We start from the raw sequence: 13370 nt of genomic DNA on the forward strand, positions 1-13370 counted from the left end.
GGGCAGGCCCTGGGCGCGTTACGCTTGTTGCAGCGACGGCCGGGCGGCACCGGGGTAGCGCTGGTAGGCCAGGAAGACCTGGTCCAGCACCCAGCCCTCGGACTCATACAGCGCCTGCGCCCGTGCATTGCTGCGGGCGGTGGTCAGGTCCAGGCGGGCCACGCCGCGCTCCAGGGCCAGGCCCTCGGCCGCGCGCAGCAGGGCCCGGCCCAGCCCCAGGCGCCGGGCCTCGGGGGACACGAAGAGGTCGTAGAGGCTGAAGATGGGCTGGGCCTCCACCGAGCAGAAGGTGGGATAGAGCTGGCAGAAGCCCAGACCCTGGCCGGCGGCGTCCTCGGCCAGCAGCACCACCGACTCCGCCCGGCGCAGGCGCTGCTCCAGGAAGGCCCGTGCGAGGGTCAGGTCTGAAGGCTGCTCGTAGAACTGGCGGTAGGCGTCGAACAGCGGGGCCAGCACGTCGAGATCGGCCAGGCCGGCAAGGCGGATGCGCGGCCCGCTCACGCGGCGCTTTCAGGCAGGTGGCAGACAGCCTCGATGTTGTGGCCGTCGGGGTCGTGCACGAAGGCGCCGTAGTAGTCGGGGTGGTAGTGCGGGCGCAGGCCCGGAGCGCCGTTGTCCTGGCCGCCGGCGGCCAGGGCGGCGCGATGGAAGGCATCCACCTCCGCCCGCGTGCCGACGCGAAAGGCGATGTGGATGGGCGGCTGGTTGGGCGTGCCGCGGCTGATCCAGAAATCGGGCTTGGGCGGCTCGCCGAAGCCAGCGACATCGGTGTGGCCGGTCACGGCGGCCGGGAACTCCAGCAGGAGCTGGTAGCCGATGGGGGCCAGGGCCTGGCGGTAGAAGGCCTTGCTGCGTTCGAAGTCGCTGACGACGACGCCGGTGTGGTCGATCATGGGGAACTCCCTCGTGGATGGATGGGGTCTAGAGCTGGCGCTGCATGAAGCGCCAGCCGGACTGCAGCGCGGCAGGCACCTCGGTGCCCGCATGGGGTGCGCAGTCCTGGAAGCCGTGGCGTGTGTAGAGCGCCTGGGCCTCCTGCATGAAGGGGGCCGAGTCCAGGCAGAGCTGGCGGTAGCCGAAGTCACGGGCATCGTCGACGAGCCGCTGCATCAGCAGCGCGCCCAGGCCCAGGCCGCGGAAGCCGGGGCGCAGATAGATGCGCTTCAGCTCGGCCCGCTGCTCATCCAGGCGGCGCAGGCCGCCCATGCCCGCCATGCGCAGCGCCGGCCCCTGCGCCTCGGGCACGGCCAGCAGATAGAAGCAGCCGGCGGGCGGGAGGTCGCTGCAGACCTTGTCCAGCATCCCGGCGGCGTAGTCGGCCACCGGACGCTCGGCCAGCGCCGCGGGCAGGGCACCGAAGTGCTGCTCGATGCCGGCGAAGACCCAGGCCATGTACTCGGTGTTCAGTGCCAGCAGCTCCTGCGCATGCAGGTCCAGCCGGGCCTGGATGAGCTGCGGGGTGGCGGTGGACGTGGCGGTGCTGCGCATGGGCGCGCAGACTACGGCATGCACCCGCCCCTGGGCAAGCACTGAGCGGCCCAGCGGCCGCACAGCGCACGGCCCCTCGCTGTCAGGCCTGGCGCCCTGGCGCCGTTCGCCGGGCCAGGTGCAGGCCCAGCCAGCAGCTCAGCGGCCAGCTCAGCAGCCAGGACAGCCAGTACCAGTGCGGCCAGCCCTTGCTCCAGTTGGGGATGGTGGCCGCGATGCCCAGCAACTCGCCCAGCACCATGAACCACAGCACATGGCGGGCCGGGCGCGCCGGGGCATGGCGGGCACAGAGCCAGGCACACAGGATGGAGATGCCGATGAACAGGCCGGTGCTGGCCATCAGCGGGAGCTCGGTAGGGATGCGGCCCTGGGCGAAGTCGCCCGGGAACAGGGCAGACAGCAGCGGGTCCGTGGCCAGGACCAGCAGGACCGACAGCACATAGCAGCCGAAGACCAGCGCCAGGGATCGCAGCATGGGGCCTCCTGAGGCAGGCGGGGCACCTGCCCGCCGACGGGCATGACGATAGCAAGCGCCGCCCTGCCCACACCCTCGGTGCTAACCCCCGCATGGATTGTCTTTGTTGGTATTAGACTGGTATTAAAGTGGCGACACAACACAGGGAGATTCCATGCACAGGCGCCAGACCCTCGGCTGGGCCGCTGCTTCAGCCGCGGCCTTTCTGCTGCCCGGTTGCGGGGGCGGCGGGAGCTCCAGCACGCCGGCGCCGACGCCCGGCCCCACGCCCTCGCCCATCCCCGCCGAATGGCAGGCCCTGAGCCGGCAGGTCCAGGGCCAGCTGCTCCTGCCGGGCCAGCCGGCCTACGAGCAGGGGCGGGTGGCGGCCAATGCCCGCTACGACGAGCGCCGGGCCCAGGCCCTGCTGCGCTGCGCCGTGGCCGCCGACGTGCAGGCGGGCCTGGCTCACGCGCTGAGCCAGCGCCTGCCCTTCAGCCTGCGCAGCGGCGGGCACAGCTATGTGGGCAGCTCCACGGGCAGCGGCCTGGTGATCGACCTCGGTCCCATGAACAGCGTGCGGCTGGAGGGCGAGGTGGCCGTCGTGGGGGCGGGCGCGACGCTGTCGGATGTCTACGGCACCCTCATTCCGCTCGGGCGCTGCGTGGCCTCGGGCAGCTGCCTCAGCGTGGGCGTCACCGGCATCACGCTGGGCGGCGGCTTCGGCGTCGTCGACCGATCCCAGGGCCTGGCCTGCGACCAGCTCCTGGGCGCCCAGCTGCTGAGCGCGGACGGCCGCCTGCTGGACTGCGACGCCCAGCGCCATCCGGAGCTGTTCTGGGCGCTGCGAGGCGGTGGCGGCGGGCATTTCGGCGTGGTGACGCAGCTGCGCCTGCGCACCCATGCCGTCGGGCCGCTGCAGCTGTTCGGGGCCGACTTCCCTCTCGAGGCCCTGCCCGCCGCCCTGGCCGCGTGGCAGGACTGGCCGGCCCAGGGCCTGCCGGAGGCGATCTGGTCCCAGTTCGTGTTGCCGGCCGGCGGCGCGCAGTTCCGCATCTGGGGGGTGGCCGCGGGCGAATCCGCCCCCTTGCAGCCCCACTGGACGGCGCTGCTGCAGCGCATCGGCCGCGAGCCGCTGTTCCAGGCCTGGCAGGCCAGCAGCTACGGCTCGGTGATGATGGGCGCCTGCCAGAGCTACAGCCTGCCGCAGTGCCACCTGCCCAGCCAGCGCGAGGGCGGCCTGCTGGGCCGCGTCTCGATGACGGCCAGCTCCGACTTCTTCGACCGGCCGCTGGACGCCGCCGGCATCGCGGCCCTGTCCGCGGGCGTGGCGGCCCGCCAGGGCACGGGCGTGGCGGTGCTGAACCTGATGGGGGGCGCCATCGCGCGCGTGGCCCCGCAGGACACGGCCTTCGTCCATCGCCAGGCCCTGTTCAGTGCGCAATACCTCGGCGAGTACCCCGCCGGCACGGCGGAAAGCACTCTGGCCGGCGCCGAGCAATGGGCCCAGGGCATGCGCGATCGCATGCAGGCCTGGAGCAGCGGCGGCGCCTACGTGAACTATCCCAATGCCCTGCAGGCGCGTGCCGCCGAGGCCTGGTACGGCGCCAATCTGGCGCGGCTGCAGGCGCTCAAGGCGGCCGTCGATCCGCAGGGGGTGTTCGCGCCGCTGGAGCGGGCTTGACACAGCGCCCCTGACAGGTGGTGTGCGAACAGCGTCTGCATGATGAGGCGCACCTGTAAGGTCTGCCGTTGGCCATCACTTGAGAGGTTATTACGCTGCGTCTGCTTGATTGACACATCCCCGCCTATCAACACATGAGGAATATTTATTATGTTGATTGATTCTGGAAAGAATATTTTATTTGTGGCCTCCGCCGCATGCCTCATGGCCCTGAGCACACCCGCGATGGCGCTGGGCATTGTCAGCCGCTCATGTCTGGCGGCAGGAGCACAAGAATCGATATCTGTGGATTGGGGATTCAAGCAGTACGTGCTGTGGACCGCATCCCAGCACTACAGGAATGGCACCCTGCTGCATACCATCAACACGGCTGGCACCGGGCCGGTCCAGGCCGGATGGCAAAATACATGGCGCTCATATGCCGGGCACCTGGGCAGCGAATTCTGGTATGGAACCGTGATTGGACACCACTGGCGCAATGACAGCGGCTTTATCTCGTTCTTGGGAAACTCGACAGCAACGGACTGCAATCTTGGTCAATGGGGTGGCTCCTGAAAACAACGCCAGCGAGCCCATTCAAAACCCTCAGCAATTGAGATGGAGAACCATTTTATGTACAGCGCCAAAAAACTGTCAGCGATTCTTTGCATGGGATTTGCCCTGCCAGTCTTTGCCCAGCATCAGGATGCCACGTCGCCTTTGGCGGGCTCAGCGGGCTCGGCAGGCCTCAGCATAGGCAAGGCGAAGGTCGTCAGCGTGGAACAGCTTGACCCGGCGGCGCGCGGCGTGGCCGAAAAGGACCTGGCCCTGCAGGCCAGATTCGCTGCCGGTGGCGGAGTTGAAACCGTACCGGACGACGCCGCCTATATCAAGACGCATTATGCGAGCCGAGCTGTCTACTGGGCTGAATCAAAGATCCGGAAAAATCTCAAGAGCGACTGGACGGATGTTTCAAGATCAGAGCTGCAAGGCTATAAGTACGAGGCCTTCGTCCCGGAAGGCCCGAGCAAGACCGGGCCATGGAGCAGCTATACGCGCGTGTTCAAGCGCCCGGATGGCGTGCTGGTGATGCTGCATGAATGGGACTATGCACTCGATGGCGGGGGCGTGATGATTGTCAAGGAGCTGATGAATGAACATGTTCACCAGTACCTTGCCCGCAGCATTGTTCGAAAGACAAAATCGGGGCAATATATTTCTGAATTGACCTGGGCCTCGGACAGGAAATACTACACGCTGACGGTCTGGGACAAGCTCAATCCCTCTGGCGGCGGTCAGTACGATAAGTCCTGGCTGGTCACGCTGGCCGAGAGAATCACCCAGGCTCACTGAGCCTGGAAACCGTCGTCAATGGAACTGGACCGAGGCCTCAATCCGGTGGACTGAGGCCGTTCCCGCCACGCTCGCACGGTCACAGGCCGGCCAGGCGCGCCTTGCGCTGCGCCGTGTAGTCCCACCAGGGCCGCGGTTCCTCGCCGTCCATGAAGCGGGTGACGGAGATGAAGACGTCGATCACGCAGGGGTCGTGCCGCTGGCCGGTGCGCTGGCACAGGGCCGTGTAGAGCTGGTAGGGATCGCGACCCTTGAGCTGCGCAGGCTGCAGGATGTCCAGCAGGCGCAGATCGGCGGCCATGGCCGGCCCGATATTGGGCAGGTCGGTGAGCTGGCGCAGGCGTTGGCGGTCGACTTTGGCGGGGTTCATGGGAGGGGTCAGACGAGGGTGTCGGGGTCGCCCCACAGGGCTTTCTGGTAGGCCTTGATGCGCGGCGCCAGCAGATCGGCGCGGGCCAGGCTGTCCGCGGGCCAGAAGCGGGTGCGGTCGTAGTACTCCGGCACGGCCACCGCGCCGGGTGGCAGGGTGAACCAGGGCTGCTTGCTGCTGGTGAAGATGTGGATGTCCGGCGGCAGCAGGTCGGGGTCGTCCAGGGTCCCCACGCGCAGGAACTTCACCAGGGGGCCGGACCCGGCGTAATGGCTCCAGACGGCCACGCGGCAGCGCGGGCAGCGGGCGATCTGCTGCCCGGCGCCGCTTTCCGAGGGCGTGGCCACGAGCTCGGGCTCCAGTCCCAGGCACTCGACGCGTTCGGTCTCGAACAGGGCATTGAGCGCAAAGGCGCTCCCGCTTTCGCGCTGGCACCAGCGGCAATGGCAGCAGTGCACGAACAGCGGGGCGCCGAGCACGCGGTAGCGCACCGCGCGGCAGTCGCAGCCGCCCTCGATGGGATAGGCAGGAGAGGAATTCACGGCGTTTGCTCGCTCCAGTGAAAGGGCCGCGGGCCTAGGGCTGGGTGGGCCAGTGCCGCTCGAAGACGGCGCGCACGGCGGGATGCTGCTCGATGCGCTGCAGCTGCGCCAGGAAGCCCGGCCGCTCCTTCGCCAGGCAGGGGCGGGTGCCCGACCAGCGGGACACCACGGTGGCCAGCAGCGCCAGGGCGTCCGGGCGCTGCAGCGGGCTGGCGTCCGGCGCCGGCAGCAGGGCGCCGAAGGTGTCGGCGAACAGGCACCAGTGCGCATGCAGGCGCTCGCGGGTGCCGGTGCGCAGGCGTTCGCAGCTGGCTTCATCCGGCTCATGCAGCCAGCGCTCGGGGTAGTCGCTGATGCTGATGGCGGCATAGCAGTTGGCCGCGATGTAGACCAGGCCGCGGATCGCCTGCGCGCGCGCCGCAGGCTCCGCCGGCAGCAGGCCGGAGGCCGGATGACTCAGGCCCAGGTGGATCAGGATGGCCGCGCTTTCGCTGAGCACGCCGCCGTCGGGCAGGACCAGGGTGGGGATCTGCTGCAGCGGGTTCACACGGGTCAGTGCCTCCAGCTCGGACTTCGGGTCCCAGGATGCGGCCTGGCGCTGCTCGAAGGGCAGCCCGGCCAGCGCGAGGGCGCATTCGATGGCCGCGGAACCGGAGCCGGGGTAGCCGAAAAGAACGTGCACGGCATGCATGGACTCTCCTTGAATGGGTCGCTCAGGCGCTCAGACGCCGCCGCCCTGCTCCCAGCCCTCGTCCGGGTGCCGGGAGCGGCTGGCGGGCGCCTCCTGGCCGTCGACGGGGGCCTCCCGTGGCAGCTCGATGACGAAGCGGGTGCCCTCGCCCATCACGCTCTGCACCCGGATGCTGCCGCCCAGCAGCGTGTGGACAATGTTGTAGCAGATGTGCAGCCCCAGCCCCGAACCGCCCTGGCCCAGCCGGGTGGTGAAGAAGGGCTCGAAGATGCGGCGCAGGTGCTCGGGCGGGATGCCGGCGCCGTTGTCCGAGAACTCGATCAGCACGCGGTCCGCGCCCTGGGCCTGGGTCAGCAGGCGCATGTGGCCGCCCTTGCGGCCCTCGAAGCCGTGCAGCATGGCATTGAGCACCAGGTTGCTGACGACCTGCCCCAGCGGCCCGGGGTAGCTGTCCATGTCCAGCCCGGGCAGCAGCTGCAGGCTGATCTCGTGCTCCTCGCGGCGGATGCGGCTGGACAGCGTCATCACCACCTCCTCGACGGTCTGGGCCAGGTCGAAGCGGCGGCGCTGGTCCGAGGTCTGGTCCACCGCCAGCTGCTTGAAGCTGGCGATCAGGTTGGCGGCCTGGTCCAGGCTGCGCATCAGCAGCAGGGTCGAGGCCTCGCTGCCCTCGCAGAAGGCCTGCAGCTCGCTGCGCCGCAGGCCGCCGCCCTCGACCCGCCGCAGGAAGTCCCTGCTGGCATCGCGCAGGGTGCTGGCCATCAGCAGGCTGTTGCCGATGGGGGTGTTGAGCTCGTGGGCCACGCCGGCCACCAGGGAGCCCAGGGCGGCCAGCTTCTCCTGCTCCACCAGGCGGTCCTGCGCCAGCTGCAGGCGGCGGTAGGCCTCGGCGTTGTCGTAGGCCACCGCCGCGTAGGCGCCCAGGGTGCGCAGGATGTCCAGGTCGGCCAGCCCGAAGGCCTTGGGCCTTTCGCTGAGCACCGCGATCACGCCCATCACCCGGCCCTTGAGCCGCATGGGCACGTAGAGGCCGGAGCGTGCCTGGCTCACCGGCCGCCCGTCGGCCAGGCGCGTGTCCTCCTGGCCGCTGATCTGGCGCACATGGCTGTCCAGGCGGCGGATGTCCTGGGGGAACTCGTCGATCATCAGCTCGCGGGCCTCCAGCACGCACTGGGTGGAGGGCTGGTCCAGTGCGGAGAGGCTGCGCTGGTAGGGCATGAAGGGCTGGCCGTCCTGCATGACGAAGTCGAAGTCGATCACGCCGGCGTCCCAGTTCACCCGGCCCACGCCGAACACGCTGGCGTTCATCAGCTCGCTGACGTGGGCATAGAGCGTCTGCTGGATGACGGGCAGCTCGCGGGTGGCGGTGATGTCGCGGCCGATCTCGCTGAGCAGGGTGATGCTGCGCCGCGCCTTCTCGGCCGCCTCGCGCTGGGCCTCGGCCTGCTGCTTCTCGACCTGCAGCTGGCGGCCCTGCTCCACCACCTCCTGAGTGCGCTGCGCCACCTTGGCCTCCAGGCTCAGCCGGGCGGCGTGCAGCTTGGCCGTGCGCCATCGGTAGGTCCAGGCCATCAGCGCCAGCAGGCCCAGCAGCAGGGAGAGGCGCCACCACCAGGTGCGCCAGAAGGGAGGCATCACCTCGATCTCGATCAGGGTCTGCGAGGGGCTCCAGACCCCGTCCGGATTGGCCGCGCGCGCCAGCAGCCGGTAGCGGCCGGGATCGAGATTGGTGTAGGTGGCGATGGCCTGCTCGCCCCGGCCCTGGATCCAGTCGCGGTCGAAGCCCTCCAGGAACCAGGCATAGCGGTTGCGCCGCGGATCAGCGAAATGCAGGGCCGCGAGCTCGAAGCTGACCATGGCCTCCTCATGGCCCAGGCGCATGTGGCGGGCCGCATGCAGCGGCCCGTCGATGCCCACGTCATGCAGGCTGAGGCTGGCGCTGGAGCCCACCTGCTGCGCGCTCACGGCCGCCCCGGTGCCGCCGGCGGCATGGGTGGTGGGCAGCAGGCTCTGGTTGTAGAGCCGCAGGTCCGACAGCACCACGCCGGGTGCCTGCGGGTTGTCGCGCAGCTGGGCGGGATGGAAGCGGATCACGCCCGTGCTGCCGAAGAAGAGGCTGCCATCGGGCCCGCGCGCCGCCGCGCCGAAGTTGACGCCGCCGCCGAAGCGCGAGCGGCCGGGGTAGCGGCGGGCGCGCTGCTGGTCCGGCAGCAGCTGCACCAGGCCGTCGTCCGCGCCCAGCCAGATCTCGCCGTCCAGGCTGTCCTGCATGGCGTCGTAGGAGCCCGGGCCCAGGCCCGGCGTGGCGGACCAGTCCCGCAGGCGCCAGCCGCCGGCATCCTGGCGCAGCTCGTGCACGCCCTGGTTGCTGGCCAGCCAGATGCGGCCCCGCACGTCCTGGCGCAGGGCGTGCACGGCCAGCTTCTGCGGCTGGCTCAGGGCCGCGTCGGGCGCGAGCGGGAATTCGAAGTCGTCGGTCTCGGGGCGGTACAGGTAGAGCCCGCCCTTGGTGCCGATCCACAGCCGCCCCTCGCGGTCCTCCAGCAGGCAGTCGATGGTGTCGTGCTGCAGGGCCTGGGCCACGCCGGGGCGGGCGGTGTAGCGGTGGGCGCGCAGCTCGCCGGGCTCGATGCGGTAGAGCCCCGCGGCGCTGCTGGCCCAGAGCCGGCCCTGGCGGTCCTGCACCAGGGCGCTGATGGACGCGGCGGCCGGCGAGCTGGCATCCAGCGCCACGACCTGGCTGCGCCGCGTGCGGGTGTCGTAGCGCATCAGGCCGCCATCGCCGCCGGCCCACAGCAGACCCTCGCGGTCGCGCAGCAGGGTCTTGATGTTGCGCAGGGGCAGCTGGGCCGGCGGGATGCGCTCCACGTCGCCGCTGGCCAGGTGCAGGCGGTTGAGGCCGCCGCCGTAGATGCCCACCCAGACATGCTCGGCGTCGTCCGGCGCGAAGGCCATGGGCGAATCGCCGCTGAGGCTGCGTTCGTCGCCCGGCACATGGTGGTAACGCAGGAAGCCGCCCGAGCGAAGGTCGGCCAGGCTCACGCCCTTGCCCCAGCTGCCCACCCACAGCACCCCGTCGCGGTCGATCATCAGCGAGGCCACGCTGTCCGAGGCCAGGCTGTCGGGCACGGCGGGCTGGTGGCGGTAGCGGCGCAGGCCCTGGCCGTCGTCCCGCCACTGGAAGAGGCCCTGGTGGTCGCCCATGCCGATCCAGACGCCGCCCTCGCGGTCCTGCGCAAGGGCGAAGACGGTGCTGCGCGGCAGGTCCAGCGCGGAGAGGCGGGCATCGGGCCGGGCGGTGCTGCCGTCCGGGTCCAGGGCCCAGACCTGGAGGCCGCCGCTGAGGCCCACCCAGAGGCGCCCGCCCTGGTCCACCAGCAGGCTGCGGGGCAGCAGCTCCGAGGCCGGCCGGCCCTGCGCCATGGGATGCGAGCCCAGCTGCAGGCGCTGGCGCAGCTGGCCCTGGGCATCCACATGCAGCAGCCAGTCTTCCTGGGCGAACCAGACGCCGCCCTGGCCATCCCCCAGGAATGCACGCACCCGGCCCGCGGGCAGGGTCAGCTCCGCGGGCGGCTCCCAGCGGCTGAACTGCTCGCTCTGCCGGTCCAGCAGGTAGAGACCGCCGGCCAGGGCCGTCCAGAGCTGCGTGCCGGTGCGCGGCGCGAAGCCCAGCACGCGGCGCTGCTGCAGGGCCAGGCCGGGCGGCAGCGCCAGGCGGTGGATCTTCTCGGTGGCCAGGGCCAGGCGGTCCACGCCGTCGCTGGTGCCGACCCACAGGCTGCCCTGGCCGTCGTCCAGCAGGGCATGGACGAAGGGATGGCTGAGGGTGTCCGGCTGCTCGGGGCGGGCCGCGAAGGCCTGGACGTGCCGGCCGTCGAAGCGGGCCAGGCCGTTGGTGGTGCCCAGCCAGACGAAGCCGCGACGGTCCTGGAAGCTGACCACGATCGCGTCGCTGGGCAGGCCGCTGCCGGAGTTGAGCGCGGTGAAGGGCAGCGCCTGCAGGGAGGCCGCACACACGAGGGCGGGCAGCAGGGCGGCTGCCAGCCCGATCAGGGCGATCCGGGCCCCGGTCCTCTGCACAAGCCCAAGCCAAGACACCACAAGCCGACCCCTGCTGCGAGCAGCCCCCAGGGTAACGAATGCCCGCCTCGCTGACCAGCCGGCACAACACCGCCCCCATCGAATCGGTGGGCAGGCCTGCGACGCGAACCGCGCGGTGTGCGGGCTCAGGGGCTGACCCAGTCTTGCGCCTGCCCGGCCGTCATGCCCTGGTGATGGCTCAGGTGGACCTGGCCCTGGAACCAGCGCTCCCAGCCGGCGGCGCGCAGGCGGTCCAGCACGGGGCCCTTGAGCTCGCTGAGATCCAGGCGCAGGCCCTGGCGCCGCAGGCTCTCGTGCAGTTCACGCAGGGCCTCCAGGCCGCTGTAGTCGATGCCGTTGACGGGCGACATCTGCAGCACCACGCGCCGCGTGCCCGGATGCTGCGCGAGCTGGGCCTGGACCACGTCGGCCAGGCTGCGGGCGTTGGTGAAGAGCAGGCTCTCGTCGATGCGCAGGCCCATCACCTCGGGCAGGATCTCGACCTCGTGGCGGTCGACATTGCGGTAGTGCTCGGTGCCGGGCACGCGGCCCACCAGCGCCACATGCGGGCGCGCCGTGCGCTGCAGCAGCAGGGCGATGGAACCGAGCACGCCCAGGCCCAGGGCCGCGGCCACACTGACGTTGAGCACCAGCAGGGTCACGGCCAGCATCAGCAGGCCTTCGGCGCGCGCATAGCGCCAGGCCTCGAGATAGGGCCGCCACTGCAGGCCGGACAGCACCGCCACGAGGATGGTGGCCGCCAGCACGCTGCGCGGCAGCCAGGCCAGCGCGGGCGCCAGGCTCAGGGCCGCGGCGCCCATCAGCAGGGCGGCCATCACGCTGCTCATGCGGCTGCGGCTGCCGGCGTCGTACAGCAGGGCGCTGCGCGAGAAGCTGCCCGCCACCGGCATGCCCGCGCTGAAGGCGGCGGCGAGGTTGGCGCCGGCCAGGCCCATCAGCTCCCGCCGCGGGTCCACACGCTCGCCGCGCCGGCGCGCCAGCGCCTCGGCCACGACCAGGCTGCTGACGTAGGCGATCAGCGCGATCAGCAGCGCGCCCGGCAGCAGGGCCAGCCACAGGGCGGGGTCCAGCGGCGGCCATTGCAGACGGGGGTGCAGGGCGGGCAACGCGCCCACCAGCGGCACGCCCAGGCCCTGCGCCTGCACCGCCCAGGCCATGCCCAGCGTCAGCAGCAGGACGACCAGCGGCGCCAGCCGGGCCCAGAGCCCGCCCAGCAGGCGCCGGCCCAGCAGCAGCAGGGCCACCGCCGCCAGGCCGAAGCCCAGCGTGGGCGCATGCCAGCGCCAGCCGCTGCCCGCCGCGCTGGCGAGCAGCGCCGGCAGCTCGGAACCCTGGGCGGGGCTGCCCAGCAGGGCCGGCAGCTGGCTCAGCGCGATGGCCAGGGTGGCGCCCGTCTCGAAGCCGTGCAGCACCGGCACGCTCATCAGCGCGGCCAGCGCGTCCAGTCGCAGGGCGGCGGCCGCGGCCATCAGCAGGGCCGATTCGGCGGCCAGCACCAGGGCCGCCTGGCTGGCGCTGTAGCCCGCCGGTGCGGCGGCCGTGGCCTGCGCCACCATCAGCGCGACGATGGCCACCGGGCCCACGCCCAGGTAGGGGCTGGAGCCCAGCAGGGCATAGGCCAGCAGGGGCAGCAGGCTGGCGTAGATGCCCACCTCGGCGGGCAGGCCGGCCAGCAGGGCGTAGGCCAGGCTCTGCGGGATCAGCAGCACGCTGACCACGGCGGCGGCGACCAGGTCCTCCTGCCAGGGGCCGCGGGCGTAGGCGCGCAGGGCTTGCAGCGGCTTCACAGCGCGTTGAAGGGGATCTTCAGGTAATGGACGCCGTTGGACTCGGCCGCGGGCAGCTGGCCGGCGCGCACATTGACCTGCACCGAAGGCAGCAGCAGCAGGGGCATGGCCAGCGTGCGGTCACGGGCCTGGCGCAGGGTGACGAAGTCGGCCTCGCTGACGCCCGCGTGCAGGTGCACATTGCGCGCGCGCTGCTCGTCCACGGTGCTGATCCAGCAGGGCGGGCGGCCGTTGGGCGGGTAGTCGTGACACAGGTGCAGGCGGGTATGGCCGGGCAGGCCCAGCAGGCGCTGCACGGAGCGGTACAGCGTGGCCGCATCGCCGCCGGGGAAGTCGCAGCGGGCGCTGCCGTAGTCGGGCATGAAGAGGGTGTCGCCGATGAAGACGTCGTCCCCCACGCGGTAGCTGATGCAGGCCGGCGTGTGGCCCGGCGTGTGCAGCACCTCGACCTCCAGGCCGCCGATGGCGAAGCGCTGGCCGTCCTCGAAGAGCTGGTCGAAGGGGCTGCCGTCCACGGGGATGCCGGGGTCGTTGAACAGGCGGCGGAAGACCTGCTGGACCTCGGTGATGCGCGCCCCGATGCCGATGCGCCCGCCCAGGCGCTGCTGCAGCCAGGGCGCGGCGCTGAGGTGGTCGGCGTGGCAGTGGGTCTCCAGCAGCCAGTCCACCGTCAGCTGCTGCTCGTGCACCCAGGCGGCGATGAGCTCGGCGCTGAGCGTGCCGCTGCGGCCGGACTTGGGGTCGTAGTCCAGTACCGGGTCGATGATGGCGCAGCGCCGGCTGTGCGGATCGGCCACGACATGGCTCACCGTGTGGGTGGCCGCGTCGAAGAATGCGTGGATCTGGGCCTGGATCGGTGGGTGAGGCATGACGACTCCTGCGGGGCCCGGGCAGTATAGGTGGGGGGCCCCCGTGGAGGCC

General features: G+C 71.1%; 13 protein-coding genes. 3 read left to right on the top strand and 10 right to left on the bottom strand.

The genetic code is table 11. The annotated features are described in order from the left end of the window. Positions 1-18: 18 nt before the first annotated feature. From O9Y01_RS06400 to O9Y01_RS06415, 4 genes are all read right to left on the bottom strand, one after another. The gene (locus O9Y01_RS06400; RefSeq protein WP_269630702.1) at positions 19-501 is read right to left on the bottom strand and encodes a GNAT family N-acetyltransferase; all 483 of its coding nucleotides are present in this window, start codon (positions 499-501) and stop codon (positions 19-21) included. Beyond that, positions 498-893, bottom strand: coding sequence for a VOC family protein (locus O9Y01_RS06405; protein WP_269630703.1), 396 nt, complete (start codon positions 891-893; stop codon positions 498-500). Before O9Y01_RS06405 ends, O9Y01_RS06400 begins: the two co-directional genes overlap by 4 nt. A gap of 28 nt (positions 894-921) precedes the next feature. After that, positions 922-1488, bottom strand: coding sequence for a GNAT family N-acetyltransferase (locus tag O9Y01_RS06410; RefSeq protein ID WP_269630704.1), 567 nt, complete (start codon positions 1486-1488; stop codon positions 922-924). A gap of 82 nt (positions 1489-1570) precedes the next feature. Continuing rightward, positions 1571-1963 carry a hypothetical protein gene (locus O9Y01_RS06415; protein ID WP_269630705.1) on the bottom strand — a complete coding sequence of 131 codons (393 nt, stop codon included), beginning with the start codon at positions 1961-1963 and terminating at the stop codon, positions 1571-1573. Positions 1964-2117: 154 nt separating this feature from the next. On the opposite strand from O9Y01_RS06415, the gene O9Y01_RS06420 reads away from it, so the two are divergent. From O9Y01_RS06420 to O9Y01_RS06430, 3 genes are all read left to right on the top strand, one after another. Continuing rightward, a complete protein-coding gene (locus O9Y01_RS06420; RefSeq protein WP_269630706.1) occupies positions 2118-3626 on the top strand; it encodes an FAD-binding oxidoreductase in 1509 nt (502 codons plus the stop codon). A gap of 150 nt (positions 3627-3776) precedes the next feature. Further along, positions 3777-4181, top strand: a complete 405-nt coding sequence (locus O9Y01_RS06425) for a hypothetical protein (protein WP_269630707.1) — start codon at positions 3777-3779, stop codon at positions 4179-4181. Positions 4182-4238: 57 nt separating this feature from the next. Further along, positions 4239-4958, top strand: coding sequence for a hypothetical protein (locus tag O9Y01_RS06430; protein ID WP_269630708.1), 720 nt, complete (start codon positions 4239-4241; stop codon positions 4956-4958). A gap of 79 nt (positions 4959-5037) precedes the next feature. On the opposite strand, the gene O9Y01_RS06435 is transcribed toward O9Y01_RS06430, so the two are convergent. The 6 genes from O9Y01_RS06435 to O9Y01_RS06460 all read right to left on the bottom strand — a co-directional run bounded on the left by O9Y01_RS06435 (position 5038) and on the right by O9Y01_RS06460 (position 13318). Continuing rightward, the gene (locus O9Y01_RS06435; protein WP_269630709.1) at positions 5038-5328 is read right to left on the bottom strand and encodes a helix-hairpin-helix domain-containing protein; all 291 of its coding nucleotides are present in this window, start codon (positions 5326-5328) and stop codon (positions 5038-5040) included. An 8-nt stretch (positions 5329-5336) separates the two neighbouring features. Beyond that, a complete protein-coding gene (locus O9Y01_RS06440; RefSeq protein WP_269630710.1) occupies positions 5337-5870 on the bottom strand; it encodes a GFA family protein in 534 nt (177 codons plus the stop codon). A 34-nt stretch (positions 5871-5904) separates the two neighbouring features. Continuing rightward, on the bottom strand, positions 5905-6561 hold the full coding sequence (locus O9Y01_RS06445; RefSeq protein ID WP_269630711.1) for a glutathione S-transferase family protein: 657 nt from the start codon (positions 6559-6561) through the stop codon (positions 5905-5907). Between the two features lie 30 nt (positions 6562-6591). Further along, entirely contained in the window at positions 6592-10641 is a 4050-nt protein-coding gene (locus O9Y01_RS06450) for a two-component regulator propeller domain-containing protein (protein WP_269630712.1), read from the bottom strand. Positions 10642-10787: 146 nt separating this feature from the next. Further along, positions 10788-12449 carry a SulP family inorganic anion transporter gene (locus O9Y01_RS06455; protein ID WP_269630713.1) on the bottom strand — a complete coding sequence of 554 codons (1662 nt, stop codon included), beginning with the start codon at positions 12447-12449 and terminating at the stop codon, positions 10788-10790. After that, the gene (locus tag O9Y01_RS06460; protein WP_269630714.1) at positions 12446-13318 is read right to left on the bottom strand and encodes an MBL fold metallo-hydrolase; all 873 of its coding nucleotides are present in this window, start codon (positions 13316-13318) and stop codon (positions 12446-12448) included. Before O9Y01_RS06460 ends, O9Y01_RS06455 begins: the two co-directional genes overlap by 4 nt. Positions 13319-13370: the final 52 nt, after the last annotated feature.

Source organism: Pelomonas sp. BJYL3 (assembly GCF_027257975.1).
Lineage (GTDB): Bacteria > Pseudomonadota > Gammaproteobacteria > Burkholderiales > Burkholderiaceae_C > Roseateles_B > Roseateles_B flavus.